The 17,491-nt window shown below is 71.6% G+C and carries 14 protein-coding genes; 7 read left to right on the top strand and 7 right to left on the bottom strand.

Going from position 1 to position 17,491, the window contains the following annotated elements; genetic code table 11:
- Positions 1-29 precede the first annotated feature (29 nt).
- From AB0K35_RS10705 to AB0K35_RS10715, 3 genes are read right to left on the bottom strand one after another with little or no spacing between them, the layout of a single operon-like run.
- The gene (locus AB0K35_RS10705; protein ID WP_238669747.1) at positions 30-1,253 is read right to left on the bottom strand and encodes a hypothetical protein; all 1,224 of its coding nucleotides are present in this window, start codon (positions 1,251-1,253) and stop codon (positions 30-32) included.
- 57 nt (positions 1,254-1,310) lie between these two features.
- The gene (locus AB0K35_RS10710) at positions 1,311-2,996 is read right to left on the bottom strand and encodes a GTPase (protein WP_363884881.1); all 1,686 of its coding nucleotides are present in this window, start codon (positions 2,994-2,996) and stop codon (positions 1,311-1,313) included.
- Positions 2,993-4,813 carry an ABC transporter gene (locus AB0K35_RS10715; RefSeq protein WP_363884883.1) on the bottom strand — a complete coding sequence of 607 codons (1,821 nt, stop codon included), beginning with the start codon at positions 4,811-4,813 and terminating at the stop codon, positions 2,993-2,995. The genes AB0K35_RS10710 and AB0K35_RS10715 overlap by 4 nt, the downstream gene beginning before the upstream one ends.
- Positions 4,814-5,033: 220 nt before the next feature.
- Here AB0K35_RS10715 and dnaK point away from each other — a divergent pair, with 220 nt between their 5' ends.
- The 5 genes from dnaK to AB0K35_RS10740 all read left to right on the top strand — a co-directional run bounded on the left by dnaK (position 5,034) and on the right by AB0K35_RS10740 (position 9,784).
- A complete protein-coding gene (dnaK, locus tag AB0K35_RS10720; RefSeq protein WP_112621243.1) occupies positions 5,034-6,911 on the top strand; it encodes a molecular chaperone DnaK in 1,878 nt (625 codons plus the stop codon).
- 48 nt (positions 6,912-6,959) lie between these two features.
- Positions 6,960-7,715: a nucleotide exchange factor GrpE gene (gene grpE / locus AB0K35_RS10725; RefSeq protein WP_238669750.1), complete on the top strand. Its 756-nt coding sequence runs from the start codon at positions 6,960-6,962 to the stop codon at positions 7,713-7,715.
- 85 nt (positions 7,716-7,800) lie between these two features.
- On the top strand, positions 7,801-8,982 hold the full coding sequence (dnaJ, locus tag AB0K35_RS10730; RefSeq protein WP_238669751.1) for a molecular chaperone DnaJ: 1,182 nt from the start codon (positions 7,801-7,803) through the stop codon (positions 8,980-8,982).
- Positions 8,983-9,012: 30 nt separating this feature from the next.
- Positions 9,013-9,453 carry a helix-turn-helix transcriptional regulator gene (locus AB0K35_RS10735; RefSeq protein WP_030332087.1) on the top strand — a complete coding sequence of 147 codons (441 nt, stop codon included), beginning with the start codon at positions 9,013-9,015 and terminating at the stop codon, positions 9,451-9,453.
- A 136-nt stretch (positions 9,454-9,589) separates the two neighbouring features.
- The gene (locus AB0K35_RS10740) at positions 9,590-9,784 is read left to right on the top strand and encodes a hypothetical protein (RefSeq protein WP_238669752.1); all 195 of its coding nucleotides are present in this window, start codon (positions 9,590-9,592) and stop codon (positions 9,782-9,784) included.
- A 310-nt stretch (positions 9,785-10,094) separates the two neighbouring features.
- Here the strand turns inward: AB0K35_RS10740 and AB0K35_RS10745 are convergent, their stop codons facing one another.
- From AB0K35_RS10745 to AB0K35_RS10760, 4 genes are all read right to left on the bottom strand, one after another.
- A complete protein-coding gene (locus tag AB0K35_RS10745; protein ID WP_030332093.1) occupies positions 10,095-10,526 on the bottom strand; it encodes a hypothetical protein in 432 nt (143 codons plus the stop codon).
- Between the two features lie 291 nt (positions 10,527-10,817).
- Positions 10,818-12,032, bottom strand: a complete 1,215-nt coding sequence (locus tag AB0K35_RS10750; RefSeq protein ID WP_238669753.1) for a cation:proton antiporter — start codon at positions 12,030-12,032, stop codon at positions 10,818-10,820.
- Positions 12,033-12,037: 5 nt separating this feature from the next.
- Positions 12,038-12,538, bottom strand: a complete 501-nt coding sequence (locus tag AB0K35_RS10755; protein ID WP_030332098.1) for a TrkA C-terminal domain-containing protein — start codon at positions 12,536-12,538, stop codon at positions 12,038-12,040.
- A 255-nt stretch (positions 12,539-12,793) separates the two neighbouring features.
- Positions 12,794-13,930 (bottom strand): epoxide hydrolase, encoded by a 1,137-nt coding sequence (locus AB0K35_RS10760; RefSeq protein WP_363884887.1) that lies wholly within the window; start codon positions 13,928-13,930, stop codon positions 12,794-12,796.
- An 85-nt stretch (positions 13,931-14,015) separates the two neighbouring features.
- Between AB0K35_RS10760 and AB0K35_RS10765 the strand changes: the two genes are divergently transcribed.
- Entirely contained in the window at positions 14,016-14,660 is a 645-nt protein-coding gene (locus AB0K35_RS10765; RefSeq protein WP_363884889.1) for a helix-turn-helix domain-containing protein, read from the top strand.
- A gap of 85 nt (positions 14,661-14,745) precedes the next feature.
- Positions 14,746-17,337 carry an ATP-dependent chaperone ClpB gene (gene clpB, locus AB0K35_RS10770; protein WP_238672721.1) on the top strand — a complete coding sequence of 864 codons (2,592 nt, stop codon included), beginning with the start codon at positions 14,746-14,748 and terminating at the stop codon, positions 17,335-17,337.
- The last annotated feature ends 154 nt before the right edge of the window (positions 17,338-17,491 follow it).

Genomic DNA, 17,491 nt, shown 5'->3' on the forward strand with positions numbered 1-17,491 from the left:
GGCGCGGAGCCACCCACCCTCGGACATCGTCAGGCGCCGTCGTCGGCGAGGCGGTGGCGGTTCGCCTCGATCCACGCGTCCAGCGCGGCCGGGTCGTCCGGGTCCACCCCGTCGGCCATCAGCTGCGCCACCGCTGCGGTGGCCGCGCTGCGCCGCTCACCGGTCGAGTAGAGCCGGGCGAACTCCGGCACCATCTCCTCGATCGCCTCGTCGGTGCGCGTCGCCGCCGCCTCGGGCAGCCCGCGCTGGCGCGACGCGTACCGCGCCCAGGCCCGCAGCACCCGGGGGAGCATCGCCGCGTCGTCCATGTCCAGCACGGCCCGGCGGTGCACCCAGTCGAGCAGGAAGAGCCCGGACACCGCGGGACTCCAGCGCATCGGGTCGGCGTCCGGGAAGCTCGCCGAGTGGTCCAGCAGCAGGCTCAGGCAGAAGTGCAGGGAGGCCAACTCCGGGCCGTCGACGGTGTCCAGCCCGAAGCGGGCGGCCTCCGGCGCGCCGAGGAACCGTCGGACCAGGTCGGTGCGCTCGGCCGCGGAGAGCGGTTCGACCTCCGCCGGACCGGTCGGGTCGGCAGCGGTGGGCAGCACCGCCAGGCGGGCCCCGACCAACGCTCGGTCGGTGGCGAGCGACCCCTCGCCGGGCAACTCGCCCAGGTCGTCGGTGACCGCCAGATGGCGAGCCACCTCGCCCCGGAACCGGGCTGGATCTTCGGTCCGGAACCAGGTCAGCTCGTCGTCGGCGCACATCTGCCGGACCTGGTCCAGGATCCGTTCAGCCGGCCCGCCCACGAAGATGTCCTTGGTGATCCCGATGTTGTGGTCCACCAGGGCCACCAGCGCGTGCTCCGAGCCGCCGGACTCGTCGTCGTAGGCGAAGGTCGCGAGGTAGGAGGTCTGGTCGCCGTACACGTCGCCGTACGCCCAGGTGCCGGTGAGGTGCACCCGGCCGAGCTGGGCTGTCCAGGTGGGCGCCTGGCTGCCCGCGCGCACCCGATCGGTGCCCTCGGCGGTCGGGACGAGCGTGGCGAAGACCTGCCGGATGGTGGTCGCCGCCGCGACCCTGCGGCGGGCGGTGGCGGCGAGGAAGCCGGTGACGAACTCCCGTACGGCGGCGTCGCGGTCGGTCTCCGCGATCGCGTAGACACTGCCCAGCAGGGCGCTGCCGAGCATCTCGGCGTCGAGGGCGGACTCCAGCTTGGTCACGTCGCGTGCGGCGTGCAGCACCGCGTCGTAGGGGGTCTGAGGCGTGGCCATGCTCCGACCCTACGCCGCCCGAGGCGTACGCAGAGCGGTAGCGAGCCGTGCGGAGCGTCAGCGGCGTGCGGCGTCCCGCAGCGCGTCGCGTGCCTGGGCGTACGAGCCGAGCACGATCCGTACCGGAGCCAGCACGTACTCGTCGCCCACCTGGGCGACCCGCGCCGTCAGCCGCTGGTCGGCGCGGGCCCGGGCGCGCCGGGCGGCCCAGCGCACCACCGGCCGGGTCAGCGCCGCCACCAGCAGCCCGGCCAGCAGGCCGCCCAGCAGCAGGACGGTCGGCAGCGGCACCTGGCCGACCATCGGGTTGTCCAGCGCCGGCAGGCCGAGCGCTCGCAGCGCGTAGCCGAGCACCAGCCAACCCAGCCCCACCACCGCGGCGAGGGTGACCAACCACTGCACACCGCCGACGACCCGCCACCAGATCGGGCGACGGTCGAGGCCGAGGTCGGTGCCGGCGATCGTGCGATCCAGGGCGTCCGGCAGGTCGCCGAGGCGGGACCGGGCGGCGGAGGTCACCGCGCCGGGCCAGGCGGCGGGCAGGTCGTCGGCGGCCCGGTCGGCCACCGCGCGGATGGCGAGGCCGAGCGCCGAACGTTGGGCGGCCGTCGGGTCAGGTACCGAGGTGGCCGCTACCAGGCTCTCCGCCGGGTCGGCCTGGTCGCCGGTGGGGCCGGGCAGGTGCAGCCGACGCAGCGGGTCGGGTCGCAACCGCCGCCAGCCCCGGACCACGGGCCAGCCGGTGGCCGCGCCGGCCCGGTGCCGGTACGCCCGCTCCACGGCCTCGGTCACCGCTGGCACCCCGGCCGCCCCGGCCAACGCCCGGTTCAGCCCGTTGACGGCTGTGTCGTCCGGCCCGCCCGGCGGCCGGGCCGAACCGACCAGCTCGTCCAGGCCGGCGACGACAGTGTCGACGTCACCCGCGAGCCGACGCAACGCGGCCTGCCGCTCGGCGACAGTGCGCTCCAGCGCGTTGCGCAGCCCGACCATCCCGGCCGGGTCGATGGCGGTGGTGGCCAGCAGGGGCACCCCGGTCAGCCCGTCCGTGTCGAGCAGCCGACGAAGATCGTCCAGGACCCGGGGCACCTCGGCCGGGGGCAGCCGGTCGGCCTGGTTGAGCACCACCACTGTGACGTCGCGGTGCCTGTGGAACTCGCGCAGGTAGCTGTCGTGGATGACCCGGTCGGCGTACTTCTGCGGGTCGACCACCCAGACCACCTGGTCCACCAGGCCCAGGAGCCGGTCCACCTCCAGCCGGTGCGATCGCTGCACCGAGTCGAAGTCGGGCAGGTCGAGCAGGATCAGCCCGTGCAGTGCCGTCTCGTCGTCAGCGTCCAGGGCGCTCTCCCGGACGAAGCGGTGTCGGGGCAGCACGCCGATCCAGTCGAGCAGATGGTTGGCGCCCTCCAGCGGCCCCCACACGCAGGCGTGGGTGACGCCGGTGGTCGGCCGGCGGACCCCGACCGGCGACAGCTCCAGTTGGGCCAGCGCGTTGAAGAGGCTGGACTTGCCGCTGCCAGTGGCGCCGGCCAGGGCGACCACTGTGTGGTCCCGGGACAGCGTGAGCCGGGTGCCGGCCCGCTCCACCACCGTGTGCGCGGGCACCAGGTCGGCGTCCGGCAGCAGACCGTCCACGGCGGTCAGGAACCGGCGTACCGCGTCCAGGCGCGCGATCAACGCGTCGGCGTCGACCCGCTGGTCCCCGCGGAACACCTCGCGTACCCGGCCGGCGATGTTGCTCACCGGGAACCCTCCTCGTGGGCGGCGGACAGGCCGCTGCGGTGCCGGGCCAGCTCGACCCGGCCGGCGGCCCGGCGCAGACCGTCACCGGCGTCTTCGGCGGGGCGGGCGTCGGCGGTGCGGCTCAGGAAGCGGTCGGCCTCCGCGGCGAGCAGCGTCCGCACCCGGTCCAGCAGGTCGGTGCGGGCCTTGGCGGCGAGGGTACGCACCGCCTGGTCGCCGAAGATCGCCTGGAGGACGGCCTGTGCGGCGACAGTGGTGCCGGCCCCGGTGGCCAGTTCCAGCCCGGTCGGGATGAACGCGGTCGAGGCGAAGACGGCGATCATCACGGCCAGCCCGGTGGCGTTCACCGCGTACGCGGCGGTGCGGGCCACGAACCGCTTGTCACCGCCCTCGACCCGGACCAGCTCCAGCACACCGCGCTGCCAGTCCCGGACCATGCGCTCGGCGCGTTCGGGTAGGTCGTCGCTCGGGTGGGCGAGCGCCGGGTCGAGCAGCCCGGCGCCGGCCGGGTGTGCCTTCCACCCGGTGTACGCGGATTCGGCGGCCTCCGAGGCCACCCCGCGTAGCAGCGTCACCAGTTGGGACTCGATGGCGTTGCGGAGCTCGGCGGCGGGCGCCGGCCGACCGGTGACGGCGGCCACGACCCGGTCCCGGAGGCGGCCGATCCGTGCCTCCAGCGTGCGGAACAGCTCGCCGGTGCCGACGAACTCCTGCCAGCGGGCGAGCACCTCACCCCGGAGCAGCCGGCCGTCCTGGAGCCCTTGCTCGACGGTGCGCTCGGCGGCCCGGTACGCGGCGAGGACCCGTTCGTCCAGCCCGTCGGCGGCGGCGAGCTGCTCGTCGGCGGCGTCGGCCAGATCCTCCACGGCGGGGTGGAGTGCGGCCAGCGCCCCGTCGAGGGTCTGACGGACCACCGCCGCCCGCGCGTCCACGTCGGCGGCCAACCGGGCGAACCAGTCGGCCAGTGGGGCGGTGACTCCCTCGGGCAGCAGCCCCTGACCGTCGACCCAGGTCTCGGGCAACACGAACAGCGGCGCCCGGCTGAGATCCTGCTCGGCGAGCATCTCGGTCAGGTGCGCGGCGATCTCGTCGGTGGCCTCGGCGGGCACCCGGTCCAGCACCATGGCGATGACCGCGCCGCGCGCCCGGGCGCTGCGCAGCAGCTCCCACGGCACCGCGTCGGCGTACCGGGCGGCGGTGGTGACGAATAGCCACAGGTCGGCGGCGGCCAGCAGTTGGGTGGCCAGCGCCCGGTTGGCGTCGACGACCGAGTCGATGTCGGGCGCGTCGAGGAAGGCCAGCCCGGCGGGGAGGGCCGGGGCGGTGACGAGGTGCAGGGCGCGCGGATCGTCGCTCGGCTCGGTGGTGCGGGTCAGCCCGGGCAGCAGGTCACCCTGCCGGAACCAGGCCGCGTCGGACGGGTTGCAGACCAGCACCGGGGAGCGGGTGGTCGGCCGGAGCACGCCGGCCGCGCTGACCCGGGCCTTGACCAGGCTGTTGACCAGGGTCGACTTACCCGCGCCGGTGGAGCCGCCGACCACCACGAGCAGTGGCGCGTCCAACCGGGCGAGCCGGGGCAGCAGGTAGTCGTCGAGCTGGTCGGTGAGTGCTGTGGCGCTGTGCCGGGCAGAGTTGGCAGAGGGCAGCGCGAGGGGATACCGGGCCGCGCCGATCGCCTCCCGGAGGCCCGACAGTGCGCCGGGGAGGCTGTCGTCCCCGGTAGTGGCGGGCGGCTCCCCCGCGGCGTCCGGCGGGTCGGTGCGGGCTGCGACGGCGGGCGCACCGGAACGGGTGGCGGGATCGCCGTGCGTCGTCACCGCTAAAGCGTGCCCGACCGATGCAAGGGAAGACAACCGGACGGTAATAACGGCTGGGTTGCGTCGGGTTGACTCAAGTCAACTTGACGATTGGCCAACGCGTGGCACTATTGAGTCAAGTTCACTCAACTTGTGGTGGGGCCCGCTGCGGGCGGTGCTCGCCAGCAGCCCACGGGCGACGCCCGTCACCTGCACAACCTTACGAAGCGAGGAAGCGAAGATGGCACGTGCGGTCGGTATCGACCTCGGCACGACGAACTCCTGCGTCAGCGTTCTCGAGGGCGGTGAGCCCACCGTCATCGCCAACGCTGAGGGGTCGCGGACGACTCCTTCGATCGTCGCGTTCGCCCGCAACGGCGAGGTGCTCGTCGGTGAGGTCGCCAAGCGCCAGGCAGTGACCAACCCGGACCGGACGATCCGGTCGGTCAAGCGGGAGGTCGGCACGAACTGGTCCGTCGACATCGACGGCAAGAAGTACACCCCGCAGGAGATCTCGGCCCGGACGCTGATGAAGCTCAAGCGGGACGCCGAGGCGTACCTGGGCGAGCAGATCACCGACGCGGTGATCACCGTCCCGGCCTACTTCAACGACAGCCAGCGCCAGGCCACCAAGGAGGCCGGTGAGATCGCCGGCTTCAACGTGCTGCGGATCGTCAACGAGCCGACCGCCGCCGCCCTGGCGTACGGGCTGGACAAGGGCTCCAAGGAGCAGACCGTCCTGGTCTTCGACCTCGGTGGCGGCACCTTCGACGTGTCGCTGCTGGAGCTGGCCGAGGGCGTCGTCGAGGTCAAGTCGACGAGCGGTGACAACCAGCTCGGTGGCGACGACTGGGACCAGCGGATCATCGACCACCTGGTCAAGACCTTCCGTGGTGAGCACGGCATCGACCTCTCCCAGGACAAGATGGCCCTCCAGCGGCTCCGCGAGGCGGCCGAGAAGGCCAAGATCGAGCTGTCCGCCGCCACCACCACCAACATCAACCTGCCGTACATCACGGCTGGCGCGGCCGGCCCGCTGCACCTGGACGTGACGCTCAGCCGCGCCGAGTTCCAGCGGATGACGCAGGACCTGCTGGACCGTTGCAAGGGCCCGTTCGAGCAGGCCGTGAAGGACGCCGGGATCAAGATCTCCGACGTCGAGCACGTCATCCTGGTCGGCGGTTCGACCCGGATGCCCGCCGTGACCGACCTGGTCAAGCAGCTCACCGGCCGCGACCCCAACAAGGGCGTCAACCCGGACGAGGTCGTCGCCGTCGGCGCCGCCCTCCAGGCCGGTGTGCTCAAGGGTGAGGTCAAGGACGTCCTGCTGCTCGACGTGACCCCGCTGAGCCTGGGCATCGAGACCAAGGGCGGCATCTTCACCAAGCTGATCGAGCGCAACACCACCATCCCGACCAAGCGTTCCGAGGTCTTCACCACGGCTGACGACAACCAGCCGTCGGTGCTGATCCAGGTGTTCCAGGGTGAGCGGGAGATCGCGGCGTACAACAAGAAGCTCGGCACCTTCGAGCTGACCGGCCTCCCGCCGGCGCCGCGCGGCGTGCCGCAGATCGAGGTCGCCTTCGACATCGACGCCAACGGCATCGTCAACGTGCACGCCAAGGACCTGGGCACCGGCAAGGAACAGAAGATGACGATCACCGGCGGCTCCTCGCTGCCGAAGGACGACATCGAGCGGATGCGCCGGGACGCCGAGGAGCACGCGGAGGAGGACAAGCGCCGCCGCGACGACGCCGAGACCCGCAACGTGGCCGAGGCGCTCCAGTGGCAGACCGAGAAGTTCCTCGCCGAGAGCGGCGACAAGCTGCCCGGTGAGAACCGCGAGCAGCTCAACGAGGCGCTCGGCGAGCTGCGTGGCGCCCTCGGCGGTCAGGACATCGAGAAGATCAAGTCGGCGCACGAGAAGCTGGCGCAGGTCTCCCAGCAGGCCGGTTCGCTGCTCTACTCGCAGCAGGCCGAGCAGGGTCAGCAGCCGGGTGGCGAGCCCGGTCCGGGTGCGACCGGCGCGACCGGCGCGACCGGTGCGACCGGCGCGCAGGCCGGCGGCGCCGACGACGTCGTCGACGCGGAAATCGTTGACGAGGACGGTAAGAAGTGACCGTCGGCCTCCGACACGTTTCCACCGCGAAGGGGATGAGGTAGCCGCATGACGCAGAAGCCACGAGCCGCCGACCCGGGCGACACCGGGTCGACGCCGGGTGGCTCCGCGACCACGGAGCCGACCGGCGACGGGGAGCGGGTCGTCATCCGCAACAAGCGCAAGCTCGTCGACACCGCCGAGCCGGAGGGGACCGCCGCCGACGCGGAGACCGGTGTGCCGGCCGAGGGTCTGGTCGAGGACGCCGAGGTGGTGGTCGACGAGATCGAGGTCGAGGTCAACTCCACCGACGGGCCGGAGCCGTCCGGTCCGCCGGTGGTGGACGCCCCGGCGCAGCCGGTGGACGGCGGCGGCGCGGGCACCTCGCTCGGTGCCGAGCTGGAGGCGCTCCGGGCCGAGCTGGACGAGCGGACCAGGGACCTGCAGCGGGTGTCGGCGGAGTACGCCAACTACCGCAAGCGGGTCGACCGTGACCGCAGCCTCGTGCAGGAGCAGGCGACCGGCTCGGTGCTGGCCGCGCTGCTGCCGATCCTGGACGACCTGGACCGGGCCCGGGAACACGGCGACCTGGTCGGGCCGTTCGGCACTGTGGCCGAACAGCTCACCACCGCGCTGGGCAAGTTCGGCCTGAACGCCTTCGGCGAGCAGGGCGACCCGTTCGACCCGACCCGGCACGAGGCGGTAGCGCACCAGACCTCGGCCGACGTCAGCGAGCCGACCTGCGTACAGGTCATGCGACGCGGCTACCAACTCGGTGAGCGGCTGCTGCGCCCCGCGCTGGTCGCGGTCGCGGATCCGGAATAGTGCCAGGCAGTGACCGGGCCGTCCCGTCCACCGTTCAGCGGTGGGCGGGACGGCCGGGCCACCAGGGTCGGAAGGAGGTGGACCGGTGAGTTCGAAGGACTGGATCGAGAAGGACTTCTACGCCGTGCTCGGCGTGGACAAGGCCGCCTCCGCTGATGACATCAAGAAGGCGTACCGCAAGGTGGCCCGGGAGTCGCATCCGGACCACAACCCGGGCGACCCGAAGGCCGAGGAGCGGTTCAAGGCCGCGTCCGAGGCGTACAACGTGCTGTCGGACAGCGGCCGCCGTCGCGAGTACGACGAGATGCGGTCGCTCTTCGGCTCGGGCGCGTTCCGGCGCAACGCCCGGGGTGAGGGTCAGCCGGGCGGCGTGCCGTTCGACGTCTCCGACATGTTCGGTGGCGGCGGAGGCGGCGATCGTCGCTTCGGCGGCGCCGGCTTCCAGGACCTGTTCAGCTCGATCTTCAGCGGCGGTCAGGCCGGTGGGCAGGCCGCACCGCGCGGTCCGGCCCGTGGTCGGGACGTGGAGACCGAGGTGGCGCTGGACTTCGGCGACGCGGTGCGCGGAGTGACGCTGCCCCTGACGCTGCGCGCGCCGGGCGTCTGCGACACCTGCCACGGCAACGGGGCCAAGCCCGGCACCCAGCCGCGTACCTGTCCGGTCTGTCATGGTGCCGGCGTGACCACCCGCAACCAGGGGTCGTTCAGCTTCTCCGAGCCGTGCCGCAACTGCCAGGGCGTCGGCACAGTGGTCGAGGAGAAGTGCCCGGAGTGCCACGGCAGCGGCGGTGTCACAAAGACCCGCACCATGAACGTGCGCTTCCCGGCCGGCGTGGCCGACGGTCAACGCATCCGGCTGGCCGGGCGGGGCGAGCCGGGCGAGCGCGGTGGCCCGGCCGGCGACCTCTTCGTGCACGTCAAGGTTCGGCCGGACGAGCTGTTTGGGCGTACCGGGGACGACCTGACGCTGACCGTGCCGGTCACCTTCGCGGAGGCCGTGCTCGGCACGGACCTGCGGGTGCCCACGCTCGACGGTGCGATGACCCTGCGGGTGCCGCCGGGGACGCCGAGCGGGCGGGTGCTGCGGGCCCGCGGCAAGGGTGTGGTCCGCCGCGACGGGCAGGCCGGTGACCTGCTGGTCACGCTGGACGTGGTGGTGCCGGCCCGCTTGTCGGACGAGGCCCGCACGGCGCTGGAGTCGTTCGCCGAGCAGACCCCGCCGGCGGCCCGGGAACATCTCGACGCACGGGTGCGTCGAGTCAGTTAGTCCGGTGGAATGGACGCGGAGGTGAGCGGGATGTCGGGCGAGTTCCTCGGTTCGGGCGACCCTGCCTACGAGGCCAAGGTGCTGATGATCTCGGTAGCGGCACGGATGGCGGGGATGCACCCGCAGACCCTGCGCCAGTACGACCGACTGGGGCTGGTGCAGCCCGGCCGAGCCGCTGGTGGCGGGCGTCGCTACAGCGTCCGCGACGTGGTGCTGCTGCGCGAGGTGCAGCGGCTCAGCCAGGACGACGGGATCAACCTGGCCGGCGTCAAGCGGATCATCGGGCTGGAGCGGCTGCTGGAGCAGGCGCAGCAGCGGGTGGCCCGGTTGGAGGCGGAGCTGGACGCCGCGTACCGCCGGGTGGCGGAGCTGGAGTCGCTGGCCCGCTTCCCGGGCCGGGATCTGGTGCCGACCAACCGCACCTCCACGGCCCTGGTGGTGTGGCGCCCCCGCCGGACCCCCGATCGCTGACCTGCTGCTCACCCGGACCTGTCTTCTCGGCCCGGACCGCGCTGGATTCCCGGCGCGGTCCGGGCCGCTTCGGTTAGCCTGTCGATAAGGGTCCAATCGGCTTAATCCGGACCTACCGGCATGGCGAGGGGGAGCGATGGCGGAACCGGCGAAGAAGGTGGCCCAGCAGACCGAGGACCGGTTGGAGGACCTGGCCGAGACGGTCCGCAAGAAGTTCGACAAGGTGACCGAGGGGACCTACCGGGACCGGATCATCGCCGGCCGGTTCGCCGAAGACGGCGACCACGCCGACGAACCGGCCCGAGCCGAGACGGAACGCAAGCAGGAATAACCGGTGACCGACGTGCGGGCCGGGACCCACGGGGGGTCCCGGCCCGTTCGTCGTAATCGGGGCGGGCCGGGACGTCGGGTTGCCTGCGGGCCGGGACGCGGCTTGGTTCCTTGCCGCCCGCGGAGGCCGGCAATCGACTCGCAGGCCCTTTGGAGCTGAATCGTCTACGACATCGCGCGGCGGCTCTGGCCCCGAACCGCCTCGTTGTGCCGACTGATCGGGACTCGCGGGTGTGAATCGTTTGCGACATCAGCTCCAAAGGGGCTTAGTCGCCCTTTACCCGCCGCCGCTGGTCGGCGAATCCGGCGAATCAGCCGAGGCGGCGGTTTTCGCGGACCAGGCCGCCCTCGCACCAGTCCCGGTAAACGAAGAGGTCCGGTCGGGCCAACAGCACCCGGCCGTTGTGCGCCCAGATCTTCATCAGCTCGTCGCCGTCCCGCTCGGCCTGCTCGACGAGCTTGCGGAAGCGGCGCTTGGGGTGGGCGCGGAAGTTCGTCCGGATGCCGTCGGCCGCGTAGATGTAGAGGCAGTGCAACGCAAAACGCCGGGCCGGGCAGGTTGGATCCATCGCCAACTCGAAGAGCGTCAACACCAGCCGGTCGCCGGAGACCAGCAGGTCCCAGTCGGGTGGCATCGAGGCCAACGGGACCGAATCGGGCTTGTACGCCCAAGCTCGCAACTCCGCCGGAGTCGGATCGACGGGGTTGGCGAAGCCGTGGAACGTCGACTCCTGCACGCTCACCGGCCAACCTTCCGCTCTCGCCCGCGTTTGGCAACGCTGCCTGCGGACCCTGGCTGCTGGGGCGAAACGGTAACCCGCCGTCGGGTGCTGCGGTAGTACCCGCGAGGAGCAATTCCGCAACCGTTGGCACGGGTGGGTCAATTGCATCGACGGCGCAGCCGATCATGCTCCCATGACGATCCACGTTAGGCGGTGTCAGCGGGTGCCGACGCCGAGTTCGTCATGGGGCTGGAGTGGCCTTTCGCCCCTCCCGGTAGCTGTCCCGGGGATTGGGACCGCGACCGGTGGAGTTCAGCCCACTGAGTCGACGACCGGGGTCTGCTCCCGCCGCTGGGCCGCCGCGCGGTTGCGCAGCCACCGCTTGAACCACGGGAAGTCGGGAAGCCGAGCCAGGATCGGCCCGGTCACCACGGTGATCAGGACGTACGTCGCGGCCAGCGCTGCCAGCCGCGGCTCGACGCTCCCGGCGGCCACCGCCAGCCCGGCGATGACGATGGAGAACTCACCTCGGGGTACGAGTGCCAGGCCGGCCCGCCATCGACCGGGTTCGGCGATACCGACCCGGCGGGCGGCGAGGTAGCCGGTGAGCGTCTTCGTCGCCATGGTGACCACTGCCAACGCGAGCGCCGGCAGCAACACCGGCGGGATGTCCCGTGGGTCGGTGACCAGGCCGAAGAAGACGAAGAACACCGCCGCGAACAGGTCCCGCAGCGGTGAGAGCAACTCGGTCGCGTGGTGTGCCACCGGGCCGGAGAGCGCGATGCCGACAAGGAACGCGCCGACCGCCGCCGACACCTGGAGCTTCGCCGCGAGCCCGGCGATCAGCAGGGTCAGACCGAGTACGCCGAGCAGCAACGCCTCCGGGTCCTTCGCCGACAGGGCGGAGGAGATGAGGTGGCCGTACCGGATGGCGACGACCAGCACGAGCAGCACCGTGCCCACCGCGACGGCGAGTGCGATGCCGCCACCGAGCAGGCCGGTACCGGCCAGCACGGCGGTGACCAGCGGCAGGTAGAGCGCCATCGCCAGGTCCTCGATCACGAGGACCGACAGGATCACCGGGGTTTCCCGGTTACCCAGTCGTCCCAGGTCGGCGAGGACCTTGGCGATCACGCCGGAGGAGGAGACCCAGGTGATGCCGCCGAGCACCAGGGCGGCGACCCAGTCCCAGCCGAGCAGCAGGGCGAAGGCCGCACCGGGCAGCGCGTTGAACACGCCGTCGATCAGCCCGGCCGGGGCCGCCGACCGGAGGTTGCCGACCAGTTCGTTGGCCGAGTACTCCAGGCCGAGCATCACCAGCAGCAGGATGACGCCGATCTCGGCGCCCACAGCGAAGAACTCCTCGCTGGCGGCGAGCGGAAGTAGCCCACCGTGCCCGAACGCCAGCCCGGCGAGCAGGTAGAGGGGGATGGGCGACAGGCCTACCCGGCGGCTCAACCGACCGAGGACGCCAAGCAGCAACAGCAGCGCGCCGACTTCGACGAGCAGAGTGGTGGAATCGTGCATCCGCCTCAGCCGTCCGGGTCACTGTCGGCGAGGATGGCGGACACGCCGTCGAGACCTCTACGGGTCCCGACAACGACCACCACATCGCCGGCCGCGAAGCGGAAGGAGGGGAGTGGCGAGACGATCACTTCGCCTTCACGCAGTACAGCCACGATGGAGGCGCTGGTGCGGGTACGCGCCTTGGTGTCGCCGAGCTTCCGGTTGACGTACGGGGAACCGGCCGTGATGGCGATCTGCTCGGTGAGCAGACCGGCGGCCTGCTCGCGGAGCCCGGAGAGCTGGCCGAGCATCAGCGACGCGCCGAGGATGTCGGCCAGAGCCTCAGCCTCGTCGTCGGTCAGCGGAATGTCCGACTGGCAGGCGTCGGGGTCGTCGGGATCGTAGAGAACGAGATCACGGCGGCCATTGCGGTGGGAAACGACGCCCAGGCGGCGTCCGGACTCCGTCACCAGATCGTGACGTACCCCGATCCCGGGTAGGGCGGTCTGCTCGACACGTACTCGCACTCTCCAAGGCTACCGCTTCGTGAACAGAGCGCAGATCTTGGACGGACGGCGCCCCCGGCGTACCGCAGCGACCATGGTCCACTCGACTTCATTGAAACCGCGGTATCCGACGTGGCGGGATGCCCCGACTTCCTGAAAGCCGAGTCGATCAACCGCGCCGGACGCGCCGAGGGCCGGACGGGCCGAGGGCCGGGGCTGGGACGCGTTGGTGCCCGCGCCGGCAGAGCGGGCGCGGGCACCTGGGCACGCCTACGGTCAGCGGAGGCTGGCGAAGAACTCGCGGATGTCGGCGACCAGCACCCCGGTGGCCTGGTGGGCCGCGTAGTGGCCGCCGACCTCGCCCCGGCCGTCAACGTCGGTCTCGTACGCCGTCCACCGGACGATGTTCGCGTGGTCGCGGTCGGCGAAGCGGCGGATGGACTGGAAGTCGCCGGGGAACATGGCCAGCGCGGTCGGAGCGGTGGTCGGCTCGGTCGGCGCCTCGCCAGCGTGCGCGTCCTCCCAGTAGAGCCGGATCGCCGAGGCGGCAGTGCCGGTGAACCAGTAGAGCGCCACGTTGGCCAGGATGAAGTCGGCGTCCAGGCTCTCGTCGAAGAGTTGGGCGTTCCAGGCGAGCAGCCCCACCGGCGAGTCGACCAGGCCGAACGCCAGGGTCTGCGGCTGCTGACTGTGCACCTGGTTGAAGGAGAACTTGTTCTCGTAGAACCACTGGAGGTGCCCGAGCGCCGCCTGGTCCGTCTCGGAGAGCCCGGCGAACTCGGCCGGGTCGCCGGAGGGGAACGAGAAGAGTTGGGTGACGTGTACGCCGAGCACCCGCTCCGGATCGACTCGGCCCAACTCCGGCGCGATCATCGAGCCGGCGTCGTTGCCGATCGCGCCGTAGCTGTCGTACCCCAGGCGGTTCATCAGCTCGGCCCAGGCGCGGGCGATGCGGAACCGGTTCCAGCCGGCGCTGCGGGTGGGGCCGGAGAAGCCGTAGCCCGGCAGCGACGGGATGACCACGTGGAACGCCGGCGCGTCCGGGTCGGTCGGCTCGGTGAGCGGGGCGATCACGTCGAGGTATTCCAGCACCGACCCGGGCCAGCCGTGGGTGAGCACCAGCGCGGTGGCGTCCGGCCGGGACGACCGGACGTGCAGGAAGTGGATCTGCTCGCCGTCGATCTCGGTGACGAACTGCGGGTGGGCGTTCAGCCGGGTCTCGACGGCCCGCCAGTCGAACTTGCCCTGCCAGTGGTCGACGAGGGTGCGTACCCGGTCGCTGCTCATCCCGTACGAGTCGCCCGTCGCGGGCAGGTCGGCGGGCCAGTTGGTGCGGGCCAGCCGGGCGGCCAGGTCGTCGAGGGCGGTCTGCGGGATCTCGACGCGGAACGGGCGGATTGCGGTGTCGCTCATGAGGGAACCCCTTCGGAACGGAATGTTTCGTTCTGCAATCACCATAGCAGAGCGGAACGATCCGTTCCACTGGTAGGCTGAGGGCATGTCAACGACTTCCGGCAAGATGTTGGGCGGTCGCCGCGCCCAGGCCGCCCGCAACGACGAGGTCATCCTCGAAGCCGCCCGCGCGGTCTTCCTCGACGACCCGAAGGCCCCGATCGCCGCCGTCGCGGACCGCGCGGGCGTCGGCATCAGCGCGCTCTACCGGCGCTACGCGGGCAAGGAGGACCTGCTGCGCCAGCTCTGCCACGACGGGCTGCGCCGGTACGTCGCGGAGGCTGAGGCCGCCCTCGACGAGCCGGACGACTGGGCCGCGTTCACCGGTTTCCTGGCCCGGGTGGTCGATGCCGACGTGCACTCGCTCACCGTCCACCTGGCCGGCACCTTCACTCCGACCGAGGAGATGGGCCGGGACGCGATGCGCGCCGGTGAGTTGGCCACCGCCCTGGTCGACCGGGCCCACGCCAGTGGGCGGCTGCGCCCCGACGCTGTCGTACACGACCTGGGGTTGTTGTTGGAGGCGTGCGCGGCGGTCCGCGTACCCGATCCGGAGCGGACCCGCCAACTGCGCCGCCGGCAGCTCGCGGTCCTGCTGGCCGGTCTGTCGTCGGCGTCGGGCGCGGACCCGCTGCCCGGCCCGCCTCCGGCGGCCGGCGAGTTCGACTGGCGGTGGCGGCGCCGGGAGTGATGGGCGTCACGCGCTAAGGTTGAGCGGAATACGCTCAACTCTGGTTGTGTCCAATCCAGTGGACAACGCCGATCCGGGGGAGCCCATGAACACCGAAAGACTCACCACAAAGAGCCGCGAAACCATCACGGGCGCTGTCGCGCTGGCCAACCAGCGTGGTCACGCCACAGTGGAGCCCTGGCACCTGCTCCTGTCACTCCTGGACACCGACGGCTCGACCGCCACCGGCCTGCTGCGCGCCGTCGGGGCCGACCCGACCGAGCTGCGCCAGGCCGCCCAGCGCGCTGTCGACAACCTGCCGGCCGCGCGCGGCTCCAGCATCGCCGAGCCGACGTTGGCCCGGGAGTTCGTCAACGCCATCGGCGCCGCCGAGCAGATCGCCCGGCCGCTGGGCGACGAGTACACCTCCACCGAGCACCTGCTCGCCGGCCTGGCCCGGGTGGGCGGAGCGGTGTCCGGCGCGCTGAAGACCGCCGGCGCCACCGAGGAGGCACTGGTCGCCGCCTTCCCGACCGTCCGCGGCGGGGACCGCCGGGTCACCACCGCCGACCCCGAGCAGACCTACCAGGCCCTGACCAAGTACGGCGTCGACCTCACCGCCAGCGCCCGGGACGGCAAGATCGACCCGGTCATCGGCCGGGACTCCGAGATCCGTCGGGTCATCCAGGTGCTCTCCCGGCGTACCAAGAACAACCCGGTGCTGATCGGCGAGCCCGGTGTCGGCAAGACCGCGATCGTCGAGGGCCTGGCCCAGCGGATCGTCACCGGCGACGTGCCCGAGTCCCTGCGCGACAAGAAGCTGATCTCGCTGGACCTCGGCGCGATGGTCGCCGGCGCGCAGTACCGCGGCCAGTTCGAGGAGCGGCTGAAGTCCGTCCTGGAGGAGATCAAGAACTCCAACGGGCAGGTCATCACGTTCCTCGACGAGCTGCACACGGTCGTCGGCGCCGGCAAGGGCGAGGGCTCGATGGACGCCGGCAACATGCTCAAGCCGATGCTGGCCCGTGGTGAGCTGCGGATGGTGGGCGCCACCACGCTTGACGAGTACCGCGAGCACATCGAGAAGGACCCGGCGCTGGAGCGCCGTTTCCAGCCGGTGCTGGTCGGTGAGCCGACCATCGAGGACACCATCGGCATCCTGCGTGGGCTCAAGGAGCGCTACGAGGTGCACCACGGCGTACGGATCACCGACGCCGCGCTGGTGGCCGCCGCGACGCTGTCCGACCGGTACATCACCGACCGGTTCCTGCCGGACAAGGCGATCGACCTCGTCGACGAGTCCGCGTCCCGGCTCCGGATGGAGATCGACTCCCGTCCGGTCGAGGTGGACGAGATCGAGCGGGCGGTCCGCCGGTTGGAGATCGAGGAGATGGCGCTGGCCAAGGAGCCGGACGCCGCCTCGGCCGAGCGGCTGGAACGACTCCGCAAGGAGTTGGCCGACAAGCGCGAGCAGCTCACAGTGCTCTCCGAGCGCTGGCAGACGGAGAAGAGCCACATCACCAAGCTCTCCACAGCCAAGGAGGAGCTGGAACGCCTCGGCGGTGAGGCCGAGCGGGCCGAGCGGGACGGCGAGCTGGAACGCGCCGCCGAGCTGCGCTACGGCCGGATCCCCGCCCTGAAGGTCGAGCTGAAGCAGGCCGAGGAGGAGCTGGCCCAGCTCCAGGCCGACGGCGCGATGCTGAAGGAGGAGGTCGGCGCGGACGACATCGCCGCGGTGGTCGCCTCCTGGACCGGCATCCCCGCCGGCCGCCTGCTGGAGGGTGAGACGGCCAAGCTGCTGCGGATGGAGGAGTCGCTGGGCGGCCGGGTGGTCGGCCAGATCGAGGCGGTGGGCGCGGTCTCCGACGCGGTACGCCGTGCCCGGGCCGGCATCGCCGACCCGGATCGCCCGACCGGCAGCTTCCTGTTCCTCGGCCCCACCGGCGTCGGCAAGACCGAGCTGGCCAAGGCCCTCGCCGAGTTCCTCTTCGACGACGAGCGGGCCATGGTCCGCATCGACATGAGTGAGTACGGCGAGAAGCACTCGGTCGCTCGCCTGGTCGGTGCCCCGCCCGGCTACGTCGGTTACAACGAGGGTGGTCAGCTCACCGAGGCGGTGCGCCGACGGCCGTACTCGGTGGTGCTGCTTGACGAGGTGGAGAAGGCTCACCCGGACGTCTTCGACGTGCTGCTCCAGGTGCTCGACGACGGCCGGCTCACCGATGGCCAGGGCCGCACCGTGGACTTCCGTAACGCGATCCTGATCCTCACGTCCAACCTCGGGTCGTCGGTGATCAGCGACCTGACGCTCGCCGATGAGCAGCGCCGGGAGGGAGTGCTGGCGGTGGTCCGGTCGCACTTCAAGCCGGAGTTCCTCAACCGGCTGGACGACATCGTGGTCTTCGCCTCGCTGCGTGGGGACGACCTGCGCTCCATCGTCGACATCCAGTTGAACCGGATGCGGCGGCGGTTGGCCGATCGCCGGCTGGGTCTGGCGATCACCGATGCCGCCCGGGACTGGCTGGCCGAGCACGGCTACGACCCGATCTACGGCGCGCGACCGCTCCGTCGCCTGGTCCAGACGGCAATCGGAGACCAACTGGCCAAGGCACTGCTCTCCGGAACGATCCGGGACGGCGACACCGTCAAGGTCGACCTGGCCGACGCGAAGGAAGGGTTGGCCGTCACCTCCGCCTGATCCGTCGCACCCGGGCCGATCCCGCCTCGCCGGCGGGGTCGGCCCGACCCGTCTCTCCGCCCCCGACGGCGTCCCACCGGGACGCTCCGTAGCCGCCGTATCACCAGGCGATGATGAGTTTCTCCAGGTGCGCGGGGTTGTTACCGTTCCCGCC

Origin of the sequence: Micromonospora sp. NPDC053740 (assembly GCF_040677775.1) — a bacterium.
Lineage (GTDB): Bacteria > Actinomycetota > Actinomycetes > Mycobacteriales > Micromonosporaceae > Micromonospora > Micromonospora alfalfae.

Excerpts from the sequence above, each read along its gene's own strand:
- AB0K35_RS10705 (WP_238669747.1), bottom strand. The coding sequence starts at position 1,253 with ATGGCCACGCCTCAGACCCCCTACGACGCGGTGCTGCACGCCGCACGC.
- dnaK (WP_112621243.1), top strand. The coding sequence starts at position 5,034 with ATGGCACGTGCGGTCGGTATCGACCTCGGCACGACGAACTCCTGCGTC.
- grpE (WP_238669750.1), top strand. The coding sequence starts at position 6,960 with ATGACGCAGAAGCCACGAGCCGCCGACCCGGGCGACACCGGGTCGACG.
- AB0K35_RS10735 (WP_030332087.1), top strand. The coding sequence starts at position 9,013 with ATGTCGGGCGAGTTCCTCGGTTCGGGCGACCCTGCCTACGAGGCCAAG.
- AB0K35_RS10740 (WP_238669752.1), top strand. The coding sequence starts at position 9,590 with ATGGCGGAACCGGCGAAGAAGGTGGCCCAGCAGACCGAGGACCGGTTG.
- AB0K35_RS10750 (WP_238669753.1), bottom strand. The coding sequence starts at position 12,032 with ATGCACGATTCCACCACTCTGCTCGTCGAAGTCGGCGCGCTGCTGTTG.
- AB0K35_RS10760 (WP_363884887.1), bottom strand. The coding sequence starts at position 13,930 with ATGAGCGACACCGCAATCCGCCCGTTCCGCGTCGAGATCCCGCAGACC.
- AB0K35_RS10765 (WP_363884889.1), top strand. The coding sequence starts at position 14,016 with ATGTCAACGACTTCCGGCAAGATGTTGGGCGGTCGCCGCGCCCAGGCC.
- clpB (WP_238672721.1), top strand. The coding sequence starts at position 14,746 with ATGAACACCGAAAGACTCACCACAAAGAGCCGCGAAACCATCACGGGC.